Source organism: Streptomyces sp. NPDC005141 (assembly GCF_053599975.1).
Map to the genome: position 1 here is coordinate 1 of NZ_JBSFYW010000088.1, position 26656 is coordinate 26656.

24 protein-coding genes are annotated in these 26656 nt (G+C 72.4%); 6 read left to right on the forward strand and 18 right to left on the reverse strand.

The genetic code is table 11. The features are described from left to right. Positions 1-175: 175 nt before the first annotated feature. Complete coding sequence (locus tag ACWD68_RS38305) at positions 176-2887, reverse strand: hypothetical protein (RefSeq protein ID WP_451811084.1); 2712 nt, start codon at positions 2885-2887, stop codon at positions 176-178. 40 nt (positions 2888-2927) lie between these two features. On the opposite strand from ACWD68_RS38305, the gene ACWD68_RS38310 reads away from it, so the two are divergent. After that, on the forward strand, positions 2928-3485 hold the full coding sequence (locus ACWD68_RS38310) for a hypothetical protein (protein WP_451811085.1): 558 nt from the start codon (positions 2928-2930) through the stop codon (positions 3483-3485). A 5-nt stretch (positions 3486-3490) separates the two neighbouring features. On the opposite strand, the gene ACWD68_RS38315 is transcribed toward ACWD68_RS38310, so the two are convergent. The 11 genes from ACWD68_RS38315 to ACWD68_RS38365 all read right to left on the reverse strand — a co-directional run bounded on the left by ACWD68_RS38315 (position 3491) and on the right by ACWD68_RS38365 (position 14128). After that, a complete protein-coding gene (locus tag ACWD68_RS38315) occupies positions 3491-4600 on the reverse strand; it encodes a zeta toxin family protein (RefSeq protein ID WP_451811086.1) in 1110 nt (369 codons plus the stop codon). Next, on the reverse strand, positions 4597-4908 hold the full coding sequence (locus ACWD68_RS38320; protein WP_451811087.1) for a hypothetical protein: 312 nt from the start codon (positions 4906-4908) through the stop codon (positions 4597-4599). The genes ACWD68_RS38315 and ACWD68_RS38320 overlap by 4 nt, the downstream gene beginning before the upstream one ends. A gap of 18 nt (positions 4909-4926) precedes the next feature. Next, entirely contained in the window at positions 4927-5382 is a 456-nt protein-coding gene (locus tag ACWD68_RS38325) for a DUF4913 domain-containing protein (protein ID WP_451811088.1), read from the reverse strand. Between the two features lie 28 nt (positions 5383-5410). Further along, entirely contained in the window at positions 5411-7168 is a 1758-nt protein-coding gene (locus ACWD68_RS38330; RefSeq protein WP_451811089.1) for a TraM recognition domain-containing protein, read from the reverse strand. 237 nt (positions 7169-7405) lie between these two features. Continuing rightward, positions 7406-8890 (reverse strand): ATP/GTP-binding protein, encoded by a 1485-nt coding sequence (locus tag ACWD68_RS38335; RefSeq protein WP_451811104.1) that lies wholly within the window; start codon positions 8888-8890, stop codon positions 7406-7408. 11 nt (positions 8891-8901) lie between these two features. Further along, positions 8902-10395, reverse strand: coding sequence for an SCO6880 family protein (locus ACWD68_RS38340; protein WP_451811090.1), 1494 nt, complete (start codon positions 10393-10395; stop codon positions 8902-8904). Between the two features lie 169 nt (positions 10396-10564). Continuing rightward, a complete protein-coding gene (locus ACWD68_RS38345; protein WP_451811091.1) occupies positions 10565-11716 on the reverse strand; it encodes a hypothetical protein in 1152 nt (383 codons plus the stop codon). A 1-nt stretch (position 11717) separates the two neighbouring features. Beyond that, positions 11718-12491 carry a hypothetical protein gene (locus tag ACWD68_RS38350; RefSeq protein ID WP_451811092.1) on the reverse strand — a complete coding sequence of 258 codons (774 nt, stop codon included), beginning with the start codon at positions 12489-12491 and terminating at the stop codon, positions 11718-11720. 40 nt (positions 12492-12531) lie between these two features. Continuing rightward, positions 12532-12831: a hypothetical protein gene (locus ACWD68_RS38355; RefSeq protein ID WP_451811093.1), complete on the reverse strand. Its 300-nt coding sequence runs from the start codon at positions 12829-12831 to the stop codon at positions 12532-12534. 479 nt (positions 12832-13310) lie between these two features. Continuing rightward, entirely contained in the window at positions 13311-13574 is a 264-nt protein-coding gene (locus ACWD68_RS38360; protein ID WP_451811094.1) for a hypothetical protein, read from the reverse strand. After that, complete coding sequence (locus ACWD68_RS38365; RefSeq protein ID WP_451811105.1) at positions 13571-14128, reverse strand: DUF6668 family protein; 558 nt, start codon at positions 14126-14128, stop codon at positions 13571-13573. The genes ACWD68_RS38360 and ACWD68_RS38365 overlap by 4 nt, the downstream gene beginning before the upstream one ends. Positions 14129-14396: 268 nt before the next feature. Here ACWD68_RS38365 and ACWD68_RS38370 point away from each other — a divergent pair, with 268 nt between their 5' ends. The 4 genes from ACWD68_RS38370 (at position 14397) to ACWD68_RS38385 (ending at position 19114) form a co-directional block, all read left to right on the forward strand. Further along, positions 14397-15410 (forward strand): peptidoglycan DD-metalloendopeptidase family protein, encoded by a 1014-nt coding sequence (locus ACWD68_RS38370; protein WP_451811095.1) that lies wholly within the window; start codon positions 14397-14399, stop codon positions 15408-15410. 242 nt (positions 15411-15652) lie between these two features. Next, positions 15653-16237 carry a hypothetical protein gene (locus ACWD68_RS38375; RefSeq protein ID WP_451811096.1) on the forward strand — a complete coding sequence of 195 codons (585 nt, stop codon included), beginning with the start codon at positions 15653-15655 and terminating at the stop codon, positions 16235-16237. 377 nt (positions 16238-16614) lie between these two features. Then, positions 16615-18402, forward strand: coding sequence for a hypothetical protein (locus ACWD68_RS38380; RefSeq protein WP_451811106.1), 1788 nt, complete (start codon positions 16615-16617; stop codon positions 18400-18402). Further along, the gene (locus ACWD68_RS38385; protein WP_451811097.1) at positions 18392-19114 is read left to right on the forward strand and encodes a hypothetical protein; all 723 of its coding nucleotides are present in this window, start codon (positions 18392-18394) and stop codon (positions 19112-19114) included. The genes ACWD68_RS38380 and ACWD68_RS38385 overlap by 11 nt, the downstream gene beginning before the upstream one ends. Before the next feature lie 34 nt (positions 19115-19148). On the opposite strand, the gene ACWD68_RS38390 is transcribed toward ACWD68_RS38385, so the two are convergent. From ACWD68_RS38390 to ACWD68_RS38400, 3 genes are all read right to left on the reverse strand, one after another. After that, on the reverse strand, positions 19149-19619 hold the full coding sequence (locus tag ACWD68_RS38390) for a VOC family protein (RefSeq protein WP_451811098.1): 471 nt from the start codon (positions 19617-19619) through the stop codon (positions 19149-19151). A gap of 147 nt (positions 19620-19766) precedes the next feature. Further along, on the reverse strand, positions 19767-20879 hold the full coding sequence (rarD, locus tag ACWD68_RS38395; protein ID WP_451811099.1) for an EamA family transporter RarD: 1113 nt from the start codon (positions 20877-20879) through the stop codon (positions 19767-19769). 187 nt (positions 20880-21066) lie between these two features. Further along, on the reverse strand, positions 21067-21921 hold the full coding sequence (locus tag ACWD68_RS38400; protein WP_451811100.1) for an SDR family oxidoreductase: 855 nt from the start codon (positions 21919-21921) through the stop codon (positions 21067-21069). A 91-nt stretch (positions 21922-22012) separates the two neighbouring features. Between ACWD68_RS38400 and ACWD68_RS38405 the strand changes: the two genes are divergently transcribed. Beyond that, the gene (locus ACWD68_RS38405; RefSeq protein WP_451811101.1) at positions 22013-22426 is read left to right on the forward strand and encodes a winged helix-turn-helix transcriptional regulator; all 414 of its coding nucleotides are present in this window, start codon (positions 22013-22015) and stop codon (positions 22424-22426) included. A gap of 25 nt (positions 22427-22451) precedes the next feature. Here the strand turns inward: ACWD68_RS38405 and ACWD68_RS38410 are convergent, their stop codons facing one another. The 3 genes from ACWD68_RS38410 to ACWD68_RS38420 all read right to left on the reverse strand — a co-directional run bounded on the left by ACWD68_RS38410 (position 22452) and on the right by ACWD68_RS38420 (position 26363). Next, entirely contained in the window at positions 22452-23531 is a 1080-nt protein-coding gene (locus ACWD68_RS38410) for a 2-oxoacid:ferredoxin oxidoreductase subunit beta (RefSeq protein ID WP_451811102.1), read from the reverse strand. Beyond that, positions 23524-25467, reverse strand: a complete 1944-nt coding sequence (locus tag ACWD68_RS38415; RefSeq protein ID WP_451811103.1) for a 2-oxoacid:acceptor oxidoreductase subunit alpha — start codon at positions 25465-25467, stop codon at positions 23524-23526. Before ACWD68_RS38415 ends, ACWD68_RS38410 begins: the two co-directional genes overlap by 8 nt. Positions 25468-25703: 236 nt before the next feature. Beyond that, a complete protein-coding gene (locus ACWD68_RS38420) occupies positions 25704-26363 on the reverse strand; it encodes a LuxR C-terminal-related transcriptional regulator (RefSeq protein ID WP_369480904.1) in 660 nt (219 codons plus the stop codon). Between the last annotated feature and the right edge of the window lie 293 nt (positions 26364-26656).

Consider the following 26656-nt stretch of genomic DNA (forward strand, 5'->3'; position numbering starts at 1 on the left):
GGGGCCGTGCCGGTACATCCCAATGTCCGTCGCTTACGTTCGGATCGAGCAGCAGTTCGCACAGGTAGCCCACGTCTGATCCAGCGGCGACGGACTGGGATGTACCGGCACGGCCCCGACCCACCCACCGAACCCGGCACCCGAAACGCCGGCGAGAGCGCACCAGCCCGCGAGATCAGCGCCCCGGGGCACCCCCCGGCCCCGGGGGACGCGGCACCCGCGGCGGCTGCCCCGGTGCGACGGGCCCAGGTGCCGAACCGGGAACGGGCCCCCCAGGGGTGGCCGAACCCCGGCCGGACTGACGGCGGGCCGCGCTCGCGACAGGATTGCCGGGGCCGCTCGGGGCCGGTCCGACGCCCGGCCCCCCGGGTGTCACGGCCGTCGCGCCCGCGACAGCCGGTCTGCGCCAGCTCTCCGGAACCGAGGAGTGCCGCTCCACCGTCCCGTGCTCCCGTGCCGAGGCCAGCCGCGCGGCCTGCTGCGCCGTGGGGGCGAAGCCCGGGGCCGCGTTGCCGCTCTGAGAAGGCACTTGGCGGGCGGCCATGGCGTTCAGGGCGGCCTGGGTGTCACGGGGGAAGACATCCCGGGGCAGCAACTGCGACGCCGCACCGGTCACCTCGACGCGGCGCTGCCCGCCCCCCGACTCGAAGGTGACGCCGTATCCGAGGAACTGCCGGTCCCGGTCGAACATCAGGTCCCCCCGCACCTGCCCGCCCCCCGCCCGGGTCCGCTCGGCCAGATCCTGGAGAGCCTCCGGCATCGGCGCGGTCCGCCCGAGGCTCGCCACATACGCCTCCGCCTCCACGTGCCCCTCCCGGAACCGCGGCTTCCCGTCGGGCCCGGTGTGCATCTGCACGGCGCCGACCCGGTTGTCGGGGTGGATGTCGATGGTGAGGCGGCCGTCACCGCCGAACTCGCTGACGAACCGCTCGCGCATCGCGGTGAACTGGACCTGGTTCTCCAGCGCCGGAGGCAGGTTCGGCCCGTAGATGGTGACCCGCGCCTCGGGGTCGGCCTCCAGGATGATCTCGGCGTTGGCCACCCCCGTGCCGCCGGCGCCCGCGACCAGCCAGGTTTTCGGGGCACCCTCACCGCTCACGTCGAAACGGTTCTCGGCGATCTCGTCACCGATGAAGACCCGCCCGGGCGCGGCGGCCCTCGCCCGCTCCCACTGAGCCGTGGCGTCGAGCGTCTGGAGCGCGGCCCGAGCACCGCCGCCCGAGCGCAGCCCGTCCAGCACGCCTTCCTCCCGCAGGATCTGGAGGGTCTGCTGCGCCCCGGCCGCCCCGGTCAGCCGGGCGTGCACCGGGGAGTCGGCGGGCAGCTGCCCGCGTACGGCGTCGAGCGCCTCCGGCAGATTCACCACGTCCCGGCGGTCGACGCCCGGCACCATCTCCGGCGGCAGCCCGGTGGCGACGGTCGGGGTTCCCTGGACCTGGACATAGACGTCCGAGGAGCCGTCACCCGGGCGGATGTGCGCGTACAGATGGCCGTCCTGCGCCGGGACCAGCCGCGCGGTCCCGTCGACGACCGGTCCGCGTACGGCGAGCTCGTCCTCCCACAGGCGCACCGCGTCGCGCGGCACCCGCGCGGTCGGGTCGGCGAACTGGTGGGCGTCGCCGAACCCGGTCGTCCGCATGTCCCGTACCTGGTCGGGGGACTGGACGATGCCCTGACCGGGGTCCAGGTGCCAGCGGCCCCGCGCGTCGACGAGCAGGGCGTCCGGATCGCGCCCGACGAGGCTGGCGCCACCGCCGATGACGACTTCGCGGGTGGGCCACTCGCCCGTCGTGGCGGCCTCCGCGCGCAGCTGCTCCAGCGTGCCGGCGGCGACCCGGGTGCGCCGGTCGGCGGCCTGGGCCGCCGCCGCGGCGAGTTCCTCGCGCGGGACGGGGGAGCCGTCGGGCCGGAACCCCGGCAGCGGAGGGGCGCCGACGGACGTCCCGAGGGGCCGGGCGTGCTCGGCCCGCGACCGGAACTCCCGGAGCCCGGCCATATCGGCGGCGCCCAACCGCTCGACGGGGACGGCCAGTTCGCGCAGCGCGTCGGTGGCCATCGGGGTCAGGTGCTGGTCGACGATGTCGCGGCGGATGTCCGCGGCCTGGAGCTCCTGCGCATACCGCTCGGAGCCGGCCGGAGCCCGTGGCCGCAGCCCGGTGTGGTCGATGAGCGCCGACAACTCGCCGCGCGCTTCAGCGCGTCGGGAGGCGTCGAGGGTGGCGTCGTTCATGCGGGCGGCCAGGTAGTTCAGCTCGCCGACCCGGCCGAGGTCCTCCTCGGTGAGGCTCAGGCGCCGTTCCGCGGTGCCGAGCCCGCCCCGGGCCAGCAGGTCGTCGTGGCTCGGTGCGACGCCCGCCACCGCGGGGTCACCGGCGGCCGCGCGGGCCGCCCGGTCACGCACCGCGAGCAGTTCGCCGACCTCGTGGCTCAGCGCCCGGCCGACCTGCCGCGGGTCCATCCGGTCGGAGAGCTGGACGACGTGCTGGTCCGAGGTGGTGTTGACGTGCGTCCGCGCGACCGTGCCGGAGGGGAGCGGTACTGCGTCCAGACGCAGGGTGAGGTCCCTGCCCCGGTCGTCGGTGAGCGCGAAGAAGCGGTCGCCCGCGGCGCCGGACCGCAGCTCGACCGAGGGCAGCCGCTGGTCGTACAGGCTCTGCACGACCAGGGGCAGGGTGCTCTCCGCCTGCGCGACGACGGCGGCCTGCCGCCCGGGATCAGGGGCTGTGCCGGTGCCCGAGACGAAGCGGCTGCCCGCGATGTCTGTCGCGGCGATGACGGTCGGTTCCGGCCGCGGCGCCGGGGCCGCGGCCGGGGTGTCCCGCCGGGCGTCCGCCGGGGCGGAGCGGCCGGCGTCCCTGCGGTCGAGCGGTTCCTGGTGCACTGGCACTTTCCCCCTTGGCCGGCCTCGTGGCACGTAAGATCTTGGCATGCTGATCGCCCGTTCGACGCAGGAAGCACACCTCTACATGGACCTGCACGCGTGTGCGTGCGGGGCGGAGGACTTCGAGCGCGAGCACCGTCTCGACGAGCGTGACGGTGTGCTGATCGCGGTGTACGAAGGGGTCTGTCCGCAGTGCGGCCGCGCCCGCTCCTTCGCCTTCCGGCTCACCGACGAACTCCCGCCCGCACCACCGGCGTTCGGCGGTGCCGAGCCCTCGCGGATCATCGACCCCGGGGAGTTCCTGTGGGTCGGCGACCAGGTCGCCACGGACACGGGGCTGCGGCTGCTGCACACGCCGCCCGCCGAGCGGCGCGAGCAGCGCGCGGGTTCCGCGTTCGCGCTCGCGGCGGTCGAGGAGGTCCTCAAGTTCCTTCCGGAGGGCGCCGATCGCATCCCCGAGGAGCTGTTCACCTCGGAGCGCGGCCGCGAGGTGTACCACAAGAACCCGCGCCGATTCGAGCGCGCCGGACTCCTGGAGAACATCGCCCGCAAGCGCCGCATCCTGGACGCCGTCGACCACGTCGGCCCGCCGCCGGGCGCGTAGGCGCTTCACGGCGCCCGCGGGGGTCGGGGCGCGGCGCTCGCCGCGGCCGGAGCGGCCGGGGGCGCGGCGCCGGGTGCGGTCGGTGTCCGTCCCGCCGCCGGGGTGCCGCCGCCGGAGCGCAGGCGTCCCGCGGCGGCGACCCGGATCGTGGCGTCGCCCTGCCGGTGAGCGGGCGTGGCGCCGAGCCCGGACACCGTGGCAGCCCCGGTTCCCCGTCCGGCGGTGAACGCGCCCCGGTCCGAGGTGATCAGCCCGGTGGCCAGCCCTCCCTCGACCAGCTTCTCCGCGTTCTCGCGGCCGACGGAGAAGCCGCGCCCCGAGGTGCTCCGCGCGTACAGGTCCTTGATCATGACCTCGGGGGCCATGCGGCCGCCGTACGGGTCCCGTCCCGTGTCGAACTCGGTGCGGCCGTGCTGCCAGCGGCCGGCGTTCTGGGCGAGGCACTGCTCGACGGGCACCTCGACCGAGAGCAGGACGCGTCTGTCGTAGCCGTCGGCGCGCAGATCGCCGAGGAGCTTCTCGTTCCAGCGCTGGTCGCGCAGGGTCGCGTCGTAGAGGAGGTTGTAGCCCTCGGCCCGCGCCCACTGCTCGAAGGCCCCCTGCAGGAAGGCCGACTCGCGGTGTGTGAGCGAGGCCGTCTCGGACGGCGAGAGCCGCCGCCCGTCGGACAACTCAAGGGAATGAGCGGGCAGTCGAGGTGATCCGCCGTGCTCGAAGAGCGCCACCTTGAATTCGTCCGGGTCCAGCACCACATAGTCGCGTACGTCGATGCCGTGCACCCGGTTCAGGGCGCGCCCCAGTTCGTCGCCCCGCCCCTGCCACTCGGCGAGCCCGCGCAGCGCGCCGCCCTTGCCGGCGCCGGGTGCTCCGGCGGTGAGCAGCGCGGCATGCCCGTCGCGCGGCATGCCCGCGCAGCGCGCTGTGAAGTCCTCCAGGATCGCGGCGTGCATCCGCTCGCGGTCCGGAGTCCAGAGCGCGCCGTGCCGGAACTGGCCGAACGTGTCGGCGTCGCCCGGCGCGAGGTCACCGCCGGGCGACATCCGGGTCTGCAACTCCCGGTACAGCGAGCGGTATTCAGGTCTGAGCCCCGCTTCCGGCCCGTCGCCGGTGGTCATGGGCACCGCTCGGCCCCGCCGGCCGGTCCGTCCGGCCGGCCGTCGATCCGGCGCTGGATCTCCGCCACGTCCTCGCGGGTCACCTGTCCGAGCAGCCGTGCCGTGGCGAGCACCGACAGCGTGTTGTCCTGATGGGTCGGCTCGGGGTGCCCCTCGTCCAGGCCCTCTTCCGCCTCGAAGGGCCAGGCCACGACGGTCGCGATCATCTGCTCGCGTTCGACGAATCCGGCGGCGTAGAGACCGAGGTAGGCGCGCAGGGAGGGAGCCGGACCGTCGGCGGAGGCACGGGGTGCGGGGGTGTCGTTCATGGGTGGAGTGTTCCTCCTTCACCAGAGACTGGTCTCGTAAGGATCCGGATCCGTGTCGGGCAGGCGGGACGCGGCGACCGCGTCCTCGTACGACTCGACCGCGGGCGGCGTCTTCGGGCGGTGGCTGCCCTGCTTGCATCCGGCGAACGGGCCGCTGGGCGACCGGAGTTCGCTCAGTACGGCGCCGAGGTGGTCGCGGTGCCAGACGGCGGGTCCGGACGCGCCCGCGGCCGGGTCGGTGTGTTCCTGCCAGGCCAGCCACAGCCCGTGCAGCCGGGCGACCGCCTCCGGGTGCTCCCACCAGCGGGGACACCAGGGCTGCTGCGAGGTGACCTCGCGGCCGTAGACGGGTAGGAGCAGGTCGGTCACCCAGACGGCGAGTTGACCCATCTCCTCGGCGTATTCCGGGCCCTCGAGATAGAGGATGAACGGCGGAGCGGTGGTGGGCTCCTGCTCGGCTGCGGCGGTCGTCATCGCGGAGACTTCCCTTCGGCGGCGGATGTCATCGGCTGGTGATCCTTTCGGCCGCGCGGGCGGTGATGGCCTTCACCTCGGCCTGGGCCGCCGTCGCGATGCGGTCGGCGCCCGGTTCGGCGTACCAGGGGCGGAGCCGGACCAGGGCCGGCCTGATACCGGTCGCCAGGAGCAGGGCGGTGCCCTTGGGCAGCGCGCGGATGCGGTCGGCGGGCAGGATGCGCTCCAGGCGGTACGAGGTCGACCGGGACCGCCCGTCCCTGCCCTTGGACCAGCTGACCGTCGACACGTCGTGGTCGCCGACCAGCCGGGAGATCTTCTCCACGAAGTCGGCGTCGTCCAGGCCGGCGCCGAGCAGTTTGATGGTGGCGGCGGACCAGAGCGCGTCCATGCCGGCCTCGCCCCACACCCGTGAGCCCTGCCGGTAACTCTGCAGCAGAGTCACGATGTTGATGCCCCGTGAGCCGAAGTGCGAGTACAGATCGGGGAGATCGGAGATCCGGCAGACGTTCGCCGCTTCGTCGAGGACCGCCGTCATCGGCGGTTCGAGACGTCCTCCCATCCGCTCGGCGGCGACGACTCCCGCGCGCAGCACGGAGTCCGCGGCCGCCGCGACGACACCGGCCGCCGAGCCGCCGCCGTCCTTGGAGAGCAGATAGAGCGTGTCGGTGGACAGGACATGGCGGTCCGGGAAGAACTGCGGCAGCGCCGGATCCGGTGTCACCCATGCCGCGATCGACGGGTCGAGCAGACAGGCCACGCACTGGCGGGCTGTCTCGTAGATGCCGTCCCGGGTCTCCACCGCGCCCTGCACGGTGCCCTGCAACTGGTCCGCGAGGGCTGTCATCCCGGCGTCGCGCAGCAGGTCGACGGGGGTACGGTCGGCCGGGTCGGCCAGCCAGCCGAGCACCTCGCCGATCTGCCGCCCGCCCCGATGGGCCGCGTGGAACAGGGCGGTGAGGGTGTTCTGGGCGGCCGAGGTCCAGAAGTCGCGGCGGGACGCGTCGTCGTTGACCGCGCCCACGAAGTGCCCGGCCAGCCGGCGGGCGCCCTCGATCGTGGCGGCGTCCGCGAGCATGTCCCACCACAGGGCTCGCGGGGTGTGGGCGATGCCCTGGGGATCGAACGTCCAGACCCGGCCCACGCGTTCACGCTCCGCCCGCGTCACGCTGTACACGTCCGCCTTGTTCGACGTCAGCAGCACACTGCCGCGGGCCCGCAGGACGCGCGGTACCGCGATGCCGGTGGACTTGCCCGCGCGGGGCGCCATCAGGTCGAGCTCGACGTCCTCGTAGCTGGAGCGGAGTTCGGGGCCGCGGGGCTCCAGGTTGCCGATGAGGTTCCCGGTGTCGTCCGGGGTGACCTTCGGCAATTTGCCGAGCACCGGACGGAGTTGGCGGGCCCGCCGGGTGGCCCCCTTGGGCAGGAGACCGGCCAGTTCCTTGCGGCCGGCGAGGCCGGTGGGTGCGGTGAGCCGGCGCCGTACGAGCGTGATCAGTACGACGACGGCCGCCACGACGGTGCCGAGGACCGTCGCCATGCCCGCGGCGAGCGCGGTCGGCGATGCCGTCGGCCACACCGCGGCGGGGCCGTCCTCGACCAGCGCCGACATGGTGGACAGGGCGAACGGTGGCGGGTGCCAGCCGGCGCCGCTCACCGCCGCGCCCAGCGTTCCGCCCAGCCACGCCCCGAAGAACGCGATGCCTATGAGGAAGGCGGCCCCCGGCACGATCCAGGGGAGGAAGTCCTCCCCGCCGCCCGATGTCGTCCTTTTCGTGCTGCTCATCTCTGGTCCCCCGTTGATGGTTGTCGCCCCCGCCGCCCCTACTCGTCCCGTACCGGGGCTGTGCCCCCGGACCCCCTGCCGCGCTCCGCGCACGTCCTCAAGCGCCGGACGGGCTGGAATCTCCGATGGTTGGCGTCTCGGGGCGGTGAGCGGCTCGCGCCCGTCCTCGAACGGGGGGCGGGTCGGCGCATTCGGTGGCCGGGCCCCAGCTCCCCGACAGGGGAGAGGCGGTGGCTCTCACCGCAGCCCGCCCTCCCGCTCGGACAGTGACGGCTTGCCCGCCTCCGACCAGCGGGTGTTCGTGTTGTGCAGGGCCCGCTCGGTGTCGGTGATGGAGACCTTGATCGGAATGCCGGGGCGGCCGCCCACCTTGATCAGGAAGCGTCCGCGTCCGGGCGGCTCCTCGTTGCCGCCGGTGCTGGCCCAGCCGGGCGGGGACGACCAGGACGAGACGAGTTCGATCTCGCGCTCGGACATGCCGACGATCTCGCCGAGTTCCCGCATCTCCGAACGCGGGAGCCCCGCGCAGACGACCATCCCCGCCCGCTCCACGAAGCCGCGAGCCTTGGCGCGGTCGGACTCGCTGCCGAGGGCCTCGGCGTCCTTCAGGGTGTGGGTGATCTTCGCGTCGCCCAGGCCGAGCGAACGGTTCAGCCGGGTCAGCGCGTCGATCCGCTCCACGATGCCGGAGGCGGCCCGGAGCGGGCGCCACAGTTCGTCGAGGACGGTGAAGAACCAGCGCTGCGGGGCGAGTCCGGCATCCGCGAGCGCGTGCGCGGCGGCCACCGTGCCGAGCCCGTCCGACCAGGCCGCGAGCATCGCGGCGGCCGTCAGCTGGGTGTCCGCCTCGCCGATCCGGGAGATGTCCACGCAGACCGCCGGGGAGGCGGGGTTGATCCGGGTCGACGTCTCGGTGGCGAAGGTGTCGCCGAGCGGTCCGTCGAGCACGCCCAGCAGCGAGCGGTGCAGCGGGTCCACGGCCTCCTGGTAGCGGGCCTCGTTCCCGCGGTCCAGCGTCACCGCGCGGACCCGGTCGGGACCCTCGTCCAGGACCTTCAGCAGATCCGGCAGGATCGGCGCCCGCCCCGGCTTCGTCCGTTCGGCGAGATGGTGCAGACAGGCGGACAGCACCGACTGTTCGTGGTCGTCCATCGGACGCCCGCGCACGATGGTGATCAGCGCCGCGACCATGTTCAGCACCCGGCCGTGCGCCTCCGCCGCGAGGATCCGGCCGCGCTCGCCCCCGATCCGGACCGCGGCCTCGCCCATCGCGCCCGGATCGAGGACGTTGATGCCGCCGACCCCGCGTCCGATGGAGATCACCTGGCCGCCCAGCGCCCGTACGGTGTCGGCGTAGTCGGGCTTCAGGTCGCCGAGGACCAGGGGCGTGACGCCCGTCGCGGACATCCCGATCAGCATGCGGTTGACCAGGGTCGACTTGCCGAGGCCCGGCATGCCCAGCATGAAGAGCGACGGGTTGGAGATGTAACGGGCCCGGGTGAACCAGGAGATGGGGTCACCGCACACCGTCGCCCCGGTGTGCAGGTGCTGCCCGAGGGGCACGCCGGTCATCGGCGCGCCGGAACCGGCCGCGAACGGCCACAGCCCGCACGCCTGCACGGTGGTCGCGCGCCACAGCGCGGGCGGGTCGACGTGCCCGACCTGGCCGCCCGCGGGGCCGTACCAACCGCGCGGAGGTGCGGTGGCCGGGATCCGCGGCATCGACTGCTTGCTCACAGCGCCTCCCTGATCTGGTACGGAACGAGGGTGTGCTCCCACGGCAGCAGGCCGACCGGCAGCGTGCAGGTGAAGGCGGAGGCCTGCATACGGTCCGCGGGGCGCATCAGGATCCGGGACGAGGCCTGGAGGTTGCGCACGGTGATGCCCGCGTCCTGCAACTGCTCCTCGTCGTCCACGGTGACCGTCACCATCAGCGAGAACTCCACGAGTCCCGCACCCGCCGCCTCCTCGGCGGCGGTCTGCTCGGCGGCCTGCATCTCCGAACTGGCCCGCGCCTGCACGAGACCGCGCCGCGAGCCCGCCATGAAGTGCGCGGTGCGCCGGTCGGACTCGACGATGCGTGCGGAGGTGGCCGGGTCGATGGGCCGGTAGATCAGGGAGACCCGCTTGCGCCGGGTTCCCGGAGCCGGTTCCAGCAGCCCACGCAGGACACTGGAGCGGACCGTGCCGCGCGGTGCGAGCGTCAGCATCCAGGTGCGCGAGACACCCGAGTCGTGCTTGTACGAGGTGACGGTCTCGACGGCCGCGGCCGGGCCCGCGTCGCTCCACTCCAGCCCGGTCGTGGCGTGCTCGGCGCGGGCGCTGAGCACATCGGGCGCGATGGCGGGGTCGTACGCCACCCGGACGATCTCGGCGAGCCGGTCGGCCGCCAGCGGGTAGGCGCTGCCGCCGCCCGCCGCGACCAGCCCGGACAACAGTCCGGGCAGCCGCATCGACAGGTCGGTGACGATGTCGTCCGTGCCGCGCTTGGGCCCGCCCGTCGGGCCGTAGGTGAGGGCGATGTACGTGTGCATCTCGGAGGACGCCGACGGGTAGCGCTGGACGACCTCCTCCATCACGGCGCGCGCGGCGGCCGGCGCGTCCGGCGTGATGCGCGGGAGCACCTCGGCCGCGAGCCGCGTCCCGGTGTCGGGGGCGGTCTCCACGACCACCTGGGCACCGCGCAGGCCCGGCTCGTGCGAGAGCCGCGCGAGCCAGTCGCCCCAGGAGGCCACCCAGATGTCGACCTGAGCGGGGTCGACCAGCGAACCGCCGTCCGGTTCACAGGCCAGCACCACCGTGTACAGGCCGCGGCCCGGGTGGTGCAGCACGCCGAAGGAGCGGTTGTAGGCGTCGCGGCCCTCGTGCATCCGGGTGCGCGCGAGCAGTCCCGGCGGCTGGTAGTGGCCGCCGGGGCGCTTGGACAGCGGCCCGGAGAGGTAGGTGTGCGAGCCGTTGGCCTTCCGCCGCATCCAGCCGAGGCGGATCGCGAGGACCTGGTAGACGTTGCGGCCGTCGACCGTGCGCAGCGCCAGCGGGGCGAGGAAGAGCCCGACCGGCACCAGGACGACGATCGCGGCGGCCAGCGAGACCAGCGACGCCAGCAGCGCCACCAGCAGTCCGCCGAAGGCGACGACGGTGCCGAGCAGACCCAGCGGACCGAGTCCGGGACGGCGGGGCCTGCGCCAGTTCCCGTACGTGGGACGCGTCATGGCGTCGGTGGACATGGGGTTCCTTCTTCCGGCTCGAAGCGCTGGATACGTACAGGGGTCGGAGTCCGGGGCGGCGCCCGCGCGGAGCTTCGGTGATCGCTCCGCCGAGATGCCGTGGCCGGTCCGCGGACGTGCCGCGGTGAGGCCGAGGAGGCGCTGCCCCGAACTCCCGTGGCCTCGTGGCCTATTGGTTGTGGCCCTTCATCCCGTCGTTGTCGCCGAGGGAGTTGGCCACTTCGCTCGCCGCCGCGACACCGGTCTGCACGGCGACCGCCGCGGCCTGCACGGCGAGGGTCGCGCCGCCCGTGGCCGCGCCCGCGGCCGCGGCACCGCCCCCGGCCGCCGCGGCTCCGGCGCCGCCCGCGGCGCTGCCCGCGCCACCGCCGGCCGGAGCTCCGGCACCGGCGGACGGCGAGCCCTGGGGACCCGCGCCGCCTCCGCCGCCGCCCCCACCGGCACCGCCCGCGGCGATGCTGACGGCGCCGGTGGCGATGTTGTTCGTCGCGTTGAGGGCGACCGTGCCGCCCGAGGTGCCGCCCAGGGCCGCGGTCGCCGGAACGATCAGCTTGAGCAGGGCCGGCAGGGCGAACACCGCCATGATCAGCATGCCCAGACCGGCGATGGTCTGGTCGAGGTTCTTGGTGTCCTTCGTCATCGACGTGGCCGAGTAGATGATGAGCGCGGCCGCCGGTTTGTAGAGCAGCCAGGCCGCGAGCCAGCCGACGTGCTTCCTCCACCAGCCCTCGCCCCACCCGGTCATCGAGGAGGCGGCGGCCAGCGGCAGCGTGCCCACGAGCATGATCATGACGCCGATGCGGATGTACATCAGACAGATCTGCACGAAGCTCGACAGCATCACCAGCAGGCCGAAGATGAGGATGAGGCCCGGCTGGTGGAGGGTCAGCACTCCGAGCATCGTCGACGCCGTGTCGCCGAGGTCGGACTTCGCGTACACATGCTGTGCGTACAGGTCGGAGGCCCTGGTGAGCGCCTGGACCACCGGCACGGCGACCGCGCCGACGAGGATGACCTTCCACATCCCCATGAACGCCTGTTTCATCGGCTGGCCCTTGCGCTCCAGCGCCATGCGGATCGCCGCGATCAGCAGCGAGGCCACGGCCACATAGGCGACGATCCAGTCGACCTGCTGGTCGATCAGGCCGATGGGTCCGGAGGGGTCATTCACGTCGACGTGCATCCAGACGCCGTTGAGCGCCTTGAGCACGTCCGAGGTCGCGTCGCCGATCGCCTTGGCGAAGGCGACCACGGCACCGTCGGTGAACTGCGTACCGACCTCGTCGATCACGCAGTCGTACACCCGCCAGGAACAAGCCATCTCACGCCTCCCAGGTGACGAAGCCCTTGGTGCCGCTGATCTGCGACATCCCCGAATAGACGGTGCCGTCGGCGTCGGGCGCGAGCTTCCAGTCGCCGTCCAGCCACCGCAGGGTCACCGACGCGGTGCCGTAGGCGTCCTTGCCGGGGACACGCACCACGAACATCACCGTCGACTTCTCCTTGTCGTACGACAGAACCGTGAAGCCGGCGTAACCACCCCCGTCGGGCGCGCCCGAGGTCGGCTTGTCGCCCGCCGCGGCACGGCTCTCGACGAGCGCGTCGCGGCCCGCGCCGGGGACGACCTGCCGGTCGACGACCTTGCGCCAGCCCGGGTAGCTCAGGTGGTCGGTGATGGCGTGGGCGGCCATCACGGAGCCCATCGGAGTGCGGGCGTAGCAGGACCAGACCGGTCCGTCGAACGTGCGCGGGCCCACCGATCTGGACACCGGGACCAGACCCGTCCCGTCGGCCTTCCAGGTGAAGTCCTTGGGCGCGCGCGTGGGCTTGGCCTGGTCGCCGTCATCGGTGCGGCAGCCGGCGGGGCGGGTGTCCGACCCGCCGCTGCCGCCCCGGCCGGTGTCCGCGGAGGAGTTCGGCTTCCGACCGGGACCGTCCGACGCGTCCGCCGCCTTCTCGCCCCCGCTCATCATCGTGAAGACGGCGAGCACGAGCAGCACCAGCAGGAACCCGGCCGACAGGATCCAGCCTCGCTGCTGCCAGAACGGCTGCTCCCACTCCCCGCTGCCCCCTTGGGGCCGGCCGGAGTTCAGCATGGTTGCGCTCCCTTCGCATCAGGTTCTGACGGGGCGTGGGTCAGGCGAAGACGAAGGTCACGACGGGTCCCGCGGTGGCCACCAGGACACAGCCGCCGAGCACCATGCCGAGGCGGCCCATGTGCTCCGAGCCCTCGCCGCGGCGCATCGAGATCGCCATCATGGCGCCGGTGATGAGCACCCCCGCGACGCCCGCCGCGGTGCCGGCCCAGGCGAGGATGCCGAGGACGGTGTCGACCTTCCCGGTCAGCGCGCCCGGCGCGTTGCGGTTGGGGTCGGGGACCTTTCCGTCCGCCAGGTAGATGTACTGGTGGGCTTGGGCTGCTATCGCCTTGAACATGACTTCTCCCCGATGTGGCCGGCTGTCGGCGCACACGTGCTGGACGTGTGCGGAACCTGCCGGGCTGAGCGGAACCTGCTTGGTGTGCACGGCACTTGCCTGCGGTGAGCGGTACGCGCCCGGTGCGGGGCGGCACCTGCTCGGTGTGAGCGGTACGTGCTTGCTGTGAGCGGCACTCGAGGGCGACGGAGGACCGTGGGACGCCCGCGTTCCCGGTTGCACAGTGAGCTTGGCGACTCCTGTGGGTCCGGGCCAAGCGATGTAGTGATCCAGCACCTGTCGGTGACGTGTCCGTGACAGACGGGAAGAGACCGTCATGAAATACGAGGTGGAAGGCCCCGGAAATCAGCTGAGGCACCCTCAGGCGCGAGGGTGCCTCAAAGGATCTTCGGTGGGCGCCGGATGTCCGGCGCGGGATGCCCGGCGGAGCCGTCGGCGCGGAGCCGGTAGGCGCGGAGCCGCGCGGTGCGGCGCGTGTCTCAGAGCACGAAGCCGACGATCGGCCCCGCCGTGGCGCCGATGACACAGGCGCCAAGGACCGTCAGGAACTGGCTCAAGTGCTCCTCCACATCACCGGACTTGACGGCGAGCGCCATCCGGGAGCCCACGATCATCAGGCCCGCCACACCGGCGGCGGTGACGAGCCACGCGATGATGCCGAGGACCTTGTCGAGCTCGGTGGTGACGCCGCCCGGCGGGGCTTCGGCCAGTGCTCCGACGGCGATCGTGTACAGGTCGGTCATGGTGCGGTCCTTCCGGTCAGTCGGGCCAGCGGTGCGATCTCGCGTGGCAGCGGTCCGGTGACGTCGCCGGTGCGCCACGGGGGTATCCACGGCACCCGGTAGACGTCTATGACCGAATTGATCACCTTGACGCGCTGGGTGAGTTGGCGCGGCAGCCGCCCGGGCGCGTCCGCCACCAGGACGATGGCGTCGAGATCGAGTCCCGGCGGCGCGTCGCCGCGACGGAAGATGTCGAGGGTGTGCGAGACGGCGTCCAGACCCGCCGCGTGCGTACGCCCGACGAGCAGGACCGAGCCCGGCTCGCCCTGGTCCGGGCGGGGCCAGTTGCGTCCCGCGTCATGACCGCCGAAGACGGTGGCGAGCGTGGAGGCGCCGGCTCCGCCGTGTGTGGCGACCCAGGAGAACTGCCGGGCACTCACGACGAGTTGCCGTTCCTCCTCGTGCTGCTGTCGTGGCAGTTCCGGTTCACCGACCGGCCCGCGAATCCATATCTCGGGCCCGCCCGGCCCCCGCGGCACGTTCCCGCGCGGCCCCGCGCCCTCGCTCCCGTGCATCGGCACTCCTTCGTTCCCGCGCATGACCGCCCCCTCGTTCGCTCGCATCGCCACCCCCTCGATCCCCTGCGTGGGCGCTCTGCCCCTCGTCCGTGCACCGATCCTCCCGGCGCCCGAACGGGTTGGGTAACGGGGCGTGAGTTCCTGGGACGAGTCTGTGACGCCGCGGTGACGCGGGAATCGGGTGGGAGCCGAGAGACTCGATTGCATGTACACGACCGGATCTTGAGGCTGAGGGGAGCCGATGTCCAACGGGGGTGGATCCACCATGACCTGGGTGGTCGGCGGCTGTCTCGCCGTGGTGATCATGCCAGTGGTCATGATGGTCGCGGTGAGTGGAGCGCCGAGCGAGGCGGACACGGGGTCGGGCGCGGGCGGCGGGTTGAAGGACGGCGCCGTACCCCAGCAGTACGTGCCCTGGGTGCTCAAGGCGGGTGCCCTGTGCGATGTCATCAAGCCGGCGGTCATCGCGGCGCAGATCGAGGCCGAGTCGGGCTGGAATCCCAACGCCCGGTCCCCGGTGGGCGCCGAGGGGCTGTCGCAGTTCATGCCCGGCACCTGGCAGACCTGGGGAAAGGACGACGACGGCAACGGCCGGGCGTCTCCGTACGACCCCGGCGACGCGATCATGGCCCAGGGCCGCTACGACTGCGCCCTCGCCAAGCAGGTCGAGGGCTACAAGAACCGCGGCGAGGCGAGCGGTGAGACCCTCGACCTCGCCCTCGCGGCGTACAACGCGGGACCCGGCGCGGTGCACCAGTACGGCGGCATACCCCCGTACACCGAGACGCGGGACTACGTCGCCCGCATCAAGTCCCTGATCTCCAAGTACGAGTCGGTGGATGATCCGCCGGGCAGGATTCCCGACGGGCAGCAGATGGCGATGCCGCTTCCCGGCACTCCGCGCGTCACTTCCCCGTACGGCATGCGCATGCATCCGATCCTGCACGTCAGAAAGCTGCACACCGGCATCGACTTCGCCGCCGCGCAGGGTACGCCGTTCACGGCGGCCCGGGACGGCAAGGTCGTCTTCGCCGGCTGGTCCAACGGTTACGGCAACCGCGTGGTCATCTCGCACGGAACCATCGGCGGGGACGAGATCTCGACGACCTACAACCACATGAGAAGCCGCCCCAGTGTGAGTGTCGGCCAGCAGGTGCGGGTCGGCCAGAGGGTCGGCGAGGTGGGATCCACCGGCCTCTCCACCGGACCGCACGCGCACTTCGAGGTCGAGCAGAACGGCAAGTACGTGGATCCGGCACCCTGGCTGGGCCTGAAGTGAGGAGGGAGGCGAGGATGAGGACGACAGGTACGGGAACGGGTACGGAGTCGCGCGGGGCGACAGACACGGGGGAGCGTACGAGCGCCTGTACGGGAACACGTACGGGAGTCCGTGCGGGAATGGGCCGGAGGACGGTCGCCGCGCTGGCGGTCGTGTCCGTGACCGGGGTGCTGGCGTTGACGGGCTGTGGCCTGCGGGACCATCGTGATGCGGTGGGCGCGCCGGGATCGTCGCCTTCCGCGATGCCCTCCGTGGCACCGAAGGCGCCACTCCCGTCGGGCAGGCCGCTGGGCGCGGACGCACATGTGCCGAGCCCGTCGGGTGTCGACGGGACGGACGCGACGGAAGTATCGGAGGCGTGGGCGGAGGTGGCGTACGGCCATGACACGAAGTACGACTACGGTCCGCACGACGCCGTGCTGCGTGCGGCCCGCTGGTTCACCGGGCCCAAGGCCGCGGCCGAGCGGTCGTACCACCCCGCGAGCGGGGCGGGCAACGAGTGGAACACCTGGGCCGGCCACCGGGCGTGGACCACGGTGGACGTGAGCGCGGACGATGACGCGGACGGCCCCGCCGACACGGCCGTCCTGGCCTATCGCGCCCTCTTCGTGGAGGGCACGGCCCACGGCCGCGACGGCTGGACGGGCACGGGCCCGCGCGCGAGCGTCTACCTCAAGCTCACCCGGGCCGGCGAAGGCCGGCCGTGGCGCATCTCCGACGTGGAGACGGTGGAGGCGGGGACCCCGCCGTCACCGTCGACATCCTCGTCGGCCTCGCCCTCGCCCGTGTCCTCGACCTCATCCTCGTCCGCGACCACCCCTTCGTGAGGGAACCGATGTCTCGACTCAGCCGCGAACAGAAGCGGGAACTCAAGCGGCAGCGCTCGGCGCCCGGTGCCGGGGGGCAGCCGGTCACCGCGATGACGCCGATCGAGGTCCATGTACCGGCATCGGCGGACGGCCCGGCGGCAGCCGCGGTCCATGCCACCGCGGGCGCCACGGGCGGTGCCACGGTCGGCGGGATGCCGGTCGTCGCCGCCCCCGGGGAGACGGTGCAGGGCGCGGTCCTGAGCTACCTCCACCGCCTCGCCCTCGCCACCGGCCACCCGGTCCTCGCCACCGTCCACGACGAACGCATCGGCTTCGTCGTACCGCTCCAGGTGCACGTCGACGGCTCCAGCCGCTATACGGGGGAGCCCGTACGCATGGCACCACAGGCGCCGCACGTGCAGCCGCACGAACAGCGGGCCCACCGAAGCCCGCAGCCTCCGGCCCAGGAGCACCGGCATGCTCCGGCCCAGGAGCACCACCACTCTCCGGCCGAGGGCCACTCCCGGCCTCCGGCCCGGAACTTCGCACAGCCCCCGGTTCAGGAGCGTCCGCAGCCTCCGTCCCCGGAGGCCCAGCAGCCGTCGGCCCCGGGGGTTCAGCAGCCGTCGGCTCACGAGAGTCGGCACCCCGCGGGGGGACAGCACCCGCACGCTCCGGCTCAGGAGCGCCGGCCGTATCCGGTCGGGGACGTCCCGCAGCCGCCGGTGCAGGCGCCCCAGCCGCCGGCCCAGCGGCGTCCGGAGTCGCCGGCTCCGCCGCTTCCGCCCGCTCCGGTGCCCGCCGGGCGGTCGGCGGAGGCTCCGGAAACACCGGGTACTCCGCGCCGGGACAAGGCGACGTACGTCCTGCGGGCGGTACCGGAACCGAACCCGCAACCGGCCCCGCGGATGCCGGAGACGGCACCGGAGCCTGTGCGGAGGCCGGAGCCCGCGGTGACCGCGGAGTTCGTACCCCAGCCGCAGCCGCAGCAGGCACCCGCGCCGGTGGCGACGCCGCAGCAGGCACCCGCGCCGGTGGCGACGCCGCAGCAGGCACCCGCGCCGGTGGCGACGCCGGAGTTCGCGCCCGCGCCGCAGTCCGCGCCCGCGATGACCCCGGAGCCCGCGCACCCGACCGCCCCCGTGGCGATGTCCGCGTCGGGTGCGGCGGGAGAGTCCGGCAGGGCCGCCGATGCGGGGGCCGTTCCGGCGGGTGGGGCCGTGGCTCCTGCCTCCGGCTCGGAACCGGTGCCCGCGGCCGGGAATGCCGTGCCCGGCGCCCCCACGCCCTCCACCTTCGTGTTGCGGGCGGTACCGGAACCGAAGCCGTTGCCCGGGAGCATGCCGACGCATGTGCTGCGGGCGGTGCCGGAGTCGGCGGCCGCCGCGACGCCCGCTCCGACGGGGGAGTTCGGACCGGCCCCGCTGGCCGACCCCGCCCCCGAGCCGATGGCCGCCCCAGAGCGGATGCCCGCCCCGGAGCGGTTGTCCGCGCCCGAGCCCACGTCGGCTCCCGAGCCGAAGCCCGCTCCCGGACCGAAGCCGGCTCCCGCGATGGACGCCTTGTCCCTGATGGCTTCGGAGCCCGAACCGGAGCCGAAGCCCGCTCCCGTGCGCGGTTTCGACGCCGTCGCCGAGGCGGTGCTCGGGCCGGGTCCGGAGGAGGCGGCGCCGGAGCGGGACGCCGCGTCGGCGTTCCTCGCGGAGCCCGTGGCCCGGATCAACGAGGCCGTGAAGATGGGCCGTATCGAGGCCGCCGCGGGGATGGCGGAGCGTGCCGTCGGGCAGGCGGCGGAGTCGCTGGGCCAGGAACACCCCGAGGTGCTGAAGCTGCGCGAACTGACCGCGTACATCGCCTACTTGGCCGGTGACGCCCTCAGGTCGTTCCATCTGTCGCTCGACCTCGCGCGGGTCCGCCGACGCCACCGGGACACCCGTGCCGCCTACGGCAACGTCCAGAGCGCGGCCGCCGCGTGGCGTGCTGTCCGCGACCCCCTCCAGGGCCTGCACCTCGGGCGCGATCTGATCGGCGTGTGGACCGAGCTCACGGTCGACGGCGGTCCCGCCGCCGACGACATCGAACAGCTCGAATCGGCCCGCACCCGTATGGGCCGCCTCGCCGAACGCGCCCGCGTCGTGGCAGACAACCCGTACGACCAGACACCCCGCGCCCATGGCGAATGACGATCAGAACGCGCCGAACAGGATCAGCGACAGGAGCCGGAGCAGGAGCCGGAACAGGAACACGGGCGGAGCGGCGGGCGGGGGAGGGAGCGCCCCGCGCCCTCGCGTCGAGCTGACGGTCAACGAGCTGACCGGCACGATGAGTTGGCGCACGCTTCAGCCGCGGGGCGCTGCCGGCCGGCCGGGTGAGACCGGCCGCGGCGCTCCCCGGACGGCCGGAGCGGGCCCGGCCGGTCTCCGCTCCGCGCGTTCCCACGGCGCCGCACCCGTCCCCACGCACCCGGCCGTCGTCCGCGCCGCGGTGAGCGTCTCCGTCGAGTCGCTCACCCCGGAGCAGGCCCGGAGTCACCTCGCCGTGGTCGGCGCCCTGCGCTCCCGAGTCGCCGCCGACCTGGCCGTCGGCGCGCACATGCCGGCCGCTGTGGCGGCCCGTATGCGCTCGGGTTCCACCCCGGCCGCCGCCCACGCCCTCACCGCGGAGCGCGCCGACGTGGTCAGGGAGCTGACCCGTGGGGCACCGGCACCGGGATCACCACCGGCTGCGGGCCCCGGAACGCGCCCGGCGTCCTCCGTACGGTCGGCGTCCGCCGCACGGGCGGTGTCACCCGCGACGGCGGCCTCCCCGACACGGGCACGCGCAGCGGCACCCGCATCCGCAGCGGCGTCTGCATCCGCGCGGCCCGCTCCCGGAGCCGCCCTTCCCCGCCGCTGAACGGTTCCGCGACCGGGCCGCCCCGGCCGCGGCGTCAGTGGACGCAGAATTCGTTCCCCTCGGGGTCCGCCATCACGACCCAGGCGCCCGCGGGTTCCTTCACCTCCCGGAGCACGCTCGCCCCCAGCGTCGTCAGGCGCTCGACCTCGTCGGCGCGCCGCCCCTCGCCGGGGTGCAGGTCGAGGTGGAGACGGTTCTTGACGGTCTTGGGCTCGGGGACGCGCTGGAAGAGCAGGCGCCGCCCGAGGCCGGTGCCGCGGTCCCTGTCGTAGGGGTCGTCGGGATGCCGTACGGCGATCAGGTCCCGGAAGGCCCGGCGGCCGTGGAAGTCGACGGTGGCCTCGGCCGGCAGGGCGCCGAGGCCGAGCAGCTGCTCGATGAAGGCACTGTTGTCCTCGACCGTGTAACCGAGCGCGGCGGACCAGAAGTCGGCCTGCGCGTGCGGATCCGCGGAGTCGATGACGAGTTTCCAGTGGACGATTGCGGGCGCGGGAGTAGACGTCATGAAGCCACTCTTGTGGTTCCACGACCGGGCGGGCAACGGAATCGCCGGGCCCGGCCTCATGTCGTACGAGGGCGGGCCCCACCGCTCCTGCCCCGGCTCGCTCCTTCCGGAGCCGTCGACGCCCGGCGGACCGGACCCGTCCGTCCGCTACGAGACGCCGTGCGAACCGGCCGGCCTGGCGGTACCCGTGGCGAGGGCGGCGGTCCCCGCGACCTCGGTGGAGGTGCACGCGATGTCGGCGGGAGTGCTCGCGATGTCGGCGGACGCGGCGGCATCGGCTGCGTCGGTGGAGGTGGCGATGGCGGTGTCCGCGGCCTCGGTGGCGGTTCCGGAGACGGTCGCGCGGGCCGACTGCCGAACGGCTCGCGCACCCCGCCGCGCGGCGCGCAGCGCGTCGAACGTCAGCAGCGACAGCGCGAGCCACACCAGCGCGAATCCGGCCCAGCGCTCGGCCGGCATGGCCTCGTGGAAGTAGAAGATGCCGAGGAGGAACTGGAAGACGGGGGCCATGTACTGGAGCAGGCCCAGGGTGGACAGCGGCACGCGGATCGCGGCGGCGCCGAAGCAGACGAGGGGGACAGCCGTCACCAGGCCGGTCGCCGCGAGCAGTGCGGCGTGCCCGGGTGCCTGCGCACCGAAGGTCGCGTCGCCCCGCGACCCCAGCCACACCACGTACGCCAGCGCCGGAAGGAACTGGATCGCGGTCTCGGCGGCGAGCGACTCGATGCCGCCGAGGTTGACCTTCTTCTTCACCAGGCCGTACGTGGCGAAGGAGAAGGCGAGACAGAGGGAGATCCACGGCGGGTGGCCGTAGCCGATCGTCAGGACGAGGACGGCCGCGAAGCCGACGCCCACCGCGGCCCACTGCACCGGCCGCAGCCGCTCCTTGAGGAGCAGCACGCCCATCGCGATGGTGACCAGGGGGTTGATGAAGTAGCCGAGCGAGGCCTCGACCACGTGCTCGGAGTTGACCGCCCAGATGTAGACGCCCCAGTTGACGGTGATGACCGCCGCCGCGACCGTGATCAGAGCCAGCTTGCGCGGCTGCCGCAGCAGCTCGCCCGCCCAGGCCCAGCGCCGCATCACCAGCAGCGCGGCACCGACCACCACCAGCGACCACACCATCCGGTGGGCGAGGATCTCGACCGCTCCGGACGGCTTCAGCAGCGGCCAGAAGAGGGGGACGAGCCCCCACATGCCATAGGCGGCGAAGCCATTCAGCAGACCTATGTGCTGCTCGCCCCTCGACTTCCCGGCCACCGGCGTCTCCTTCTTCCACGATCTCGGACGCCTGCCGCGTCCCTGCGCTCCGGTGGCTCCCGCGTATCGGGAACTCCGTGCGGCCTGAAAGAAGGTAGCGCCGCGCACCCCCACCTGTCATGCCCGTATCGCCATACGGTCATGACAGGTGGGGGTGCGCGGGGCCGGAGTCCGGCGCCCGGAGGCGTCAGCCCTTCAGTGCCGCCGCGACGGACTCGGCGATCGGCGTGGTCGGGCGGCCCGCCAGGCGGGACAGATCGCCGGTGGTGGCGGCCAGCTCGCCCTTCTCGATGGAGGTGTCGACACCCGCGAGGATCCCGGCGAAGACCTCGGGCAGTCCGGCACCGGTCAGGATGCCGGTGAAGGCCTCGGGGGAGACGGGGTGGTAGGCGATCTCCTTGCCGGTCTGCCGGCTCAGCTCGGCGGCGTACTCGGCGAAGCCCCACGCCTCGTCGCCGCTCAGCTCGTACGTCGTGTTCTCGTGCCCCTCGCCGGTCAGCACCGCGACGGCGGCGGCCGCGTAGTCGGCGCGCGAGGCGGAGGCGATCCGGCCCTCGCCGGCGGCCTGGACGACGGCGTTGTGCTCCAGTACCGGGGCGAGGTTCTCGGTGTAGTTCTCGTGGTACCAGCCGTTGCGCAGCAGTGTGTAGGGCAGCCCGGAGGCGAGCAGTACCTCCTCGGTGGCGCGGTGGTCGTCGGCCAGCGCGGCCGTCAGGCTGCCGGGGGCGCTGGTGTAGGCGAGCAGGGAGACCCCGGCCGCCTTGGCGGCGTCGATGACGACCCGGTGCTGCTGCATGCGGCCCTTGTCGAACTCGTTGCCCGAGATCAGCAGCACCTTGTCACCGGCCGAGAACAGGCCGTCGAAGGTCTCGGGCGTGTTGTAGTCGGCGACCGCGAGCCGTACGCCGCGGGCCGCGAGGTCGGCGGCCTTGGCCTCGTCGCGGACGACGGCGGTGATCTGCTCGGCCGGGACCTTCTCCAGCAGCTGCTCGACCACGTGACGGCCGAGGTGTCCGGTGGCTCCGGTGACGACAATGCTCATGACGTGCATCTCCTTGTGGGGTGCGGATGACACTCACCCTAGGAGCTGCACTAACTGTTGGAAAGTACCCACCTTGAAGTAAGGTACTGGCATGGCCGTAAGTAACAAGACAGCGGACGGGTACGACGCCGGCGAGGCGATGTGCCCCTACCGACTGGTCCTGGAACATGTCACCAGCCGCTGGGGCGTCCTCGTCCTGATCGAGCTTCTGGAGCGTCCGTACCGCTTCAGCGAGCTGCGCCGGGCGATCGGCAGGATAGGGAGAGGGGTCAGCGAGAAGATGCTCACGCAGACCCTGCAGACGCTCGAGCGCGACGGGCTGGTCCACCGCGACGCCAAGCCGGTCATCCCGCCGCGCGTCGACTACTCCCTGACCGACCTGGGCCGTGAGGCCGCCGAGCAGGTGCGGTCGCTGGCGCTGTGGACCAATGAGCGCATGGCCGACGTCGAGCGGGCCCGCACCGTGTACGACGAGGCCCGGGCACTCAGGGCCCGGGCCTCCTAGCTCCCGCTGGGCAGCGCCCGCGGACTCAGCCGACGACCGTCCAGGTGTCGCCGCCGGCGAGGAGCGCGGCGAGATCGCCCTTGCCGTTCTGCTCGATGGCGGCGTCGAGCTGGTCGGCCATCTGTGTGTCGTAGACCGGCCGGTCGACCGAGCGGAACACCCCGATGGGGGTGTGGTGCAGAGTGTCGGGGTCGGCGAGGCGGGACAGCGCGAAGGCCGTGGTCGGGGACGCGGTGTGCGCGTCGTGGACGAGGATCTGCGACGCGTTCTCGGGGGTGACGGTGACGACCTTGAGGTCGCCGGTACGCGGGTCGCGGACCACTCCGCGGGCGCCGTCGACGCCGAAGCGGATCGGCTGCCCGTGTTCCAGGCGGATGACGGCTTCCTCGGCCTGCTGCCTGTCCTTGAGGACTTCGAAGGCGCCGTCGTTGAAGATGTTGCAGTTCTGGTAGATCTCCACCAGCGCCGTGCCGGGGTGGGCGGCGGCCTGCCGCAGCACGTCGGTGAGGTGCTTGCGGTCCGAGTCCACGGTCCGGGCCACGAACGACGCCTCCGCGCCGATCGCCAGCGACACCGGGTTGAAGGGCGCGTCCAGGGAGCCCATCGGCGTCGACTTGGTGATCTTGCCGACCTCGGACGTCGGGGAGTACTGACCCTTCGTGAGGCCGTAGATGCGGTTGTTGAAGAGCAGGATCTTCAGGTTCACATTGCGGCGCAGGGCGTGGATGAGGTGGTTGCCGCCGATGGACAGGGCGTCGCCGTCGCCGGTGACGACCCATACCGACAGGTCGCGGCGGGAGGAGGCGAGTCCGGTCGCGATGGCGGGGGCGCGGCCGTGGATCGAGTGCATCCCGTAGGTGTTCATGTAGTACGGGAAGCGGGACGAGCAGCCGATGCCCGAGACGAAGACGATGTTCTCCTTCGCCAGGCCGAGTTCGGGCATGAAGCCCTGGACGGCGGCGAGGATCGCGTAGTCACCGCAGCCGGGGCACCAGCGCACTTCCTGATCGGACTTGAAGTCCTTCATGGACTGCCTGGCCTCGGCCTTGGGGACGAGAGAAAGCGCCTCGATCGTGCCCGGGCCTTCCGTTGACGTGTCAGCCATCGATGGCCTCCTTGAGAGCCGTGGCGAGCTGCTCAGCCTTGAACGGCATGCCGTTGACCTGGTTGTACGAGTGCGCGTCCACCAGATACTTCGCCCGGACCAGGGTGGCGAGCTGACCGAGGTTCATCTCGGGAATCACCACTTTGTCGTAGCTCTTGAGCACCGTGCCCAGATTCCGCGGGAAGGGGTTGAGGTGGCGCAGATGGGCCTGCGCGATGCTCTCCCCGGCGCTGCGCAGCCGGCGTACCGCCGCGGTGATGGGTCCATAGGTCGAACCCCAGCCCAGCACAAGGGTGTCGGCCGCTCTGTCGGTGCCCGCGGTGGGGTCGTCGACCTCGAGGTCGGGGACGTCGATGCCGTCGATCTTGGCCTGGCGGGTGCGGACCATGAACTCGTGGTTGGCGGGGTCGTAGGAGATGTTGCCGCTGCCGTCCTGCTTCTCGATACCGCCGATGCGGTGCTCCAGGCCGGGTGTTCCGGGGACGGCCCAGGGACGCGCGAGGGTCCCCGGGTCGCGCTTGTAGGGCCAGAAGACCTCGGTGCCGTCGTCCAGCGTGTGGTTGGGCCCCTGGGCGAACTGCACGCGCAGGTCGGGGAGTTCGTCGGTCTCCGGGACGCGCCACGGCTCGCTGCCGTTGGCCAGGTAGCCGTCGGAGAGCAGCAGTACGGGAGTGCGGTACAGCAGCGCGATCCGGGCCGCCTCCATCGCCGCGTCGAAGCAGTCGGCCGGAGTCCTGGGCGCGACCACCGGCACCGGGGCCTCGCCGTTGCGCCCGTACATCGCCTGCAGCAGGTCGGCCTGCTCGGTCTTGGTCGGCAGACCGGTCGACGGTCCGCCGCGCTGGATGTCGATGACGAGCAGCGGCAGTTCGAGGGAGACCGCGAGTCCGATCGTCTCCGACTTCAGTGCCACGCCGGGGCCGGACGTCGTCGTCACGGCGAGCGAGCCGCCGAACGCGGCGCCGAGCGCGGCGCCGATGCCCGCGATCTCGTCCTCGGCCTGGAAGGTGCGCACCCCGAAGTTCTTGTGCCGGGACAGCTCGTGCAGGATGTCGGAGGCCGGGGTGATGGGGTAGGAGCCCAGGTAGAGCGGCAGGTCGGCCTGCCGGGAGGCGGCGATCAGGCCGTACGACAGGGCGAGGTTCCCGGAGATGTTCCGGTAGGTGCCGGTCGGGAAGGTCTGCGAGGCCGGCGCGACCTCGTAGGAGACGGCGAAGTCCTCGGTCGTCTCGCCGAAGTTCCAACCGGCCCTGAACGCGGCGAGGTTGGCGGCCGCGATCTCGGGCTTCTTGGCGAACTTGGTCCGCAGGAACTTCTCGGTGCCCTCGGTCGGCCGGTGGTACATCCACGACAGCAGTCCGAGCGCGAACATGTTCTTGCTCCGCTCGGCCTCCTTGCGGGAGAGCTCGAACTCCTTGAGCGCCTCGACGGTCATCGTCGTGAGCGGCACGGGATGGACGTTGTAGCCGTCCAGCGAGCCGTCCTCCAGCGGGTTGGCCGCGTAGCCGACCTTCTGCATCGCCCGTTTGGTGAACTCGTCCGTGTTGACGATGACCTCCGCGCCGCGCGGCACATCGGCGATGTTCGCCTTCAGGGCCGCCGGGTTCATGGCCACGAGCACGTTGGGCGCGTCACCGGGGGTCAGGATGTCGTGGTCGGCGAAGTGCAGTTGAAAAGACGAAACGCCCGGCAGGGTACCTGCGGGCGCGCGGATTTCGGCAGGGAAGTTCGGCAGGGTCGAGAGGTCGTTGCCGAAGGAGGCCGTTTCCGAGGTGAAGCGGTCGCCGGCGAGTTGCATACCGTCACCGGAGTCCCCCGCGAACCGGATGATGACCCGGTCGAGCCGGCGGACGTCCTTCGTCCCCGGCGGTTTGCGCTGTTCTCCTACGACGGCTTCGTCGGCCTGTTCCGTTGGGCTGCTGACCTTGCTCGTCACTGAACTGGACCTCCTTTGAGGCGGCTGTCCGGGAGAGGCCTTCCCGCAGGCCCTTCCTTTTTCAACCCTACGTCGGTAAGGGTCGCCTTCCTTAGGCCATTCGCATGATGGACACCATTTTGAGACGGCCTGACGCCCCGACTTGTCACGATTTTTCCCGCCCCCGGTCCTTTCTTCGAATGACGCTCCCGGCCCACCCCTTGGTTCTGTTCAACAACTGACACAGTGTCAGCTGGTCATGAGTTCAGGTAGGTGAGGACGGCCAGAACACGCCGGTGATCCCCGTCACTTTGCGACAGGCCCAGCTTCTGGAAGATGTTGCTGACGTGCTTCTCGACGGCACCGTCGCTGACCACCAGCTGACGGGCGACGGCGGAGTTCGTCCGGCCCTCGGCCATGAGCCCCAGCACTTCCCGCTCTCTCGGCGTCAGCCCGGCCAGCACGTCCTGCTTGCGGCTGCGGCCGAGCAGCTGCGCCACGACCTCCGGGTCCAGCGCGGTACCCCCCTGGGCCACCCGCACCACCGCGTCCACGAACTCACGCACCTCGGCGACCCGGTCCTTGAGCAGGTAACCGACGCCACGACTCGAACCGGCCAGCAGCTCGGTGGCGTAGCGCTCCTCCACGTACTGCGACAGCACGAGCACACCGAGTCCGGGATGGGCCTTGCGCAGTTGCACGGCCGCCCGCACGCCCTCGTCGGTGTGCGTCGGCGGCATTCTCACGTCCGCGACCACGACGTCCGGCAGCGCGTCCTGCGCCGCGAACTCGGTGATGGTCTTGATCAGCGCCTCGCCGTCCCCGACCCCCGCCACCACGTCGTGTCCGCGGTCGGTCAGCAACCGGGTCAGGCCCTCCCTGAGCAGCACTGAATCCTCGGCGATGACCACCCGCACCCTGTCCTCCACGATTCCTCGGCCCCCCAGAGCCCACCCCGGGCCGTCCCCGGCTCCGCCGGATTCGTTCCCGCTCGTACGACAGACCCCAGCATTCCAGCATTCGGACCGGGATGCGCCCGGGCGACGTGAATAGGGGTGCGGCTCGGAGGATTGATCTCTCTGTCACAAGGGCCCGGCCGATCTCTGGTGGGTCGCCCCGGTGATCTCCGGTGGGTCACCCCGGTGGGGTACCCGTGGCGCGGGCACCCCGGTCCCGAGGCAGGGGCGGTGCCCCCACCCTGGGTGGGGGC

Excerpts from the sequence above, each read along its gene's own strand:
- ACWD68_RS38310 (WP_451811085.1), top strand. The coding sequence starts at position 2,928 with ATGCTGATCGCCCGTTCGACGCAGGAAGCACACCTCTACATGGACCTG.
- ACWD68_RS38315 (WP_451811086.1), bottom strand. The coding sequence starts at position 4,600 with ATGACCACCGGCGACGGGCCGGAAGCGGGGCTCAGACCTGAATACCGC.
- ACWD68_RS38320 (WP_451811087.1), bottom strand. The coding sequence starts at position 4,908 with ATGAACGACACCCCCGCACCCCGTGCCTCCGCCGACGGTCCGGCTCCC.
- ACWD68_RS38325 (WP_451811088.1), bottom strand. The coding sequence starts at position 5,382 with ATGACGACCGCCGCAGCCGAGCAGGAGCCCACCACCGCTCCGCCGTTC.
- ACWD68_RS38330 (WP_451811089.1), bottom strand. The coding sequence starts at position 7,168 with ATGAGCAGCACGAAAAGGACGACATCGGGCGGCGGGGAGGACTTCCTC.
- ACWD68_RS38335 (WP_451811104.1), bottom strand. The coding sequence starts at position 8,890 with ATGCCGCGGATCCCGGCCACCGCACCTCCGCGCGGTTGGTACGGCCCC.
- ACWD68_RS38340 (WP_451811090.1), bottom strand. The coding sequence starts at position 10,395 with ATGTCCACCGACGCCATGACGCGTCCCACGTACGGGAACTGGCGCAGG.
- ACWD68_RS38345 (WP_451811091.1), bottom strand. The coding sequence starts at position 11,716 with ATGGCTTGTTCCTGGCGGGTGTACGACTGCGTGATCGACGAGGTCGGT.
- ACWD68_RS38350 (WP_451811092.1), bottom strand. The coding sequence starts at position 12,491 with ATGCTGAACTCCGGCCGGCCCCAAGGGGGCAGCGGGGAGTGGGAGCAG.
- ACWD68_RS38355 (WP_451811093.1), bottom strand. The coding sequence starts at position 12,831 with ATGTTCAAGGCGATAGCAGCCCAAGCCCACCAGTACATCTACCTGGCG.
- ACWD68_RS38360 (WP_451811094.1), bottom strand. The coding sequence starts at position 13,574 with ATGACCGACCTGTACACGATCGCCGTCGGAGCACTGGCCGAAGCCCCG.
- ACWD68_RS38365 (WP_451811105.1), bottom strand. The coding sequence starts at position 14,128 with ATGCACGGGAGCGAGGGCGCGGGGCCGCGCGGGAACGTGCCGCGGGGG.
- ACWD68_RS38370 (WP_451811095.1), top strand. The coding sequence starts at position 14,397 with ATGACCTGGGTGGTCGGCGGCTGTCTCGCCGTGGTGATCATGCCAGTG.
- ACWD68_RS38375 (WP_451811096.1), top strand. The coding sequence starts at position 15,653 with ATGCCCTCCGTGGCACCGAAGGCGCCACTCCCGTCGGGCAGGCCGCTG.
- ACWD68_RS38380 (WP_451811106.1), top strand. The coding sequence starts at position 16,615 with ATGGCACCACAGGCGCCGCACGTGCAGCCGCACGAACAGCGGGCCCAC.
- ACWD68_RS38385 (WP_451811097.1), top strand. The coding sequence starts at position 18,392 with ATGGCGAATGACGATCAGAACGCGCCGAACAGGATCAGCGACAGGAGC.
- ACWD68_RS38390 (WP_451811098.1), bottom strand. The coding sequence starts at position 19,619 with ATGACGTCTACTCCCGCGCCCGCAATCGTCCACTGGAAACTCGTCATC.
- ACWD68_RS38400 (WP_451811100.1), bottom strand. The coding sequence starts at position 21,921 with ATGAGCATTGTCGTCACCGGAGCCACCGGACACCTCGGCCGTCACGTG.
- ACWD68_RS38405 (WP_451811101.1), top strand. The coding sequence starts at position 22,013 with ATGGCCGTAAGTAACAAGACAGCGGACGGGTACGACGCCGGCGAGGCG.
- ACWD68_RS38410 (WP_451811102.1), bottom strand. The coding sequence starts at position 23,531 with ATGGCTGACACGTCAACGGAAGGCCCGGGCACGATCGAGGCGCTTTCT.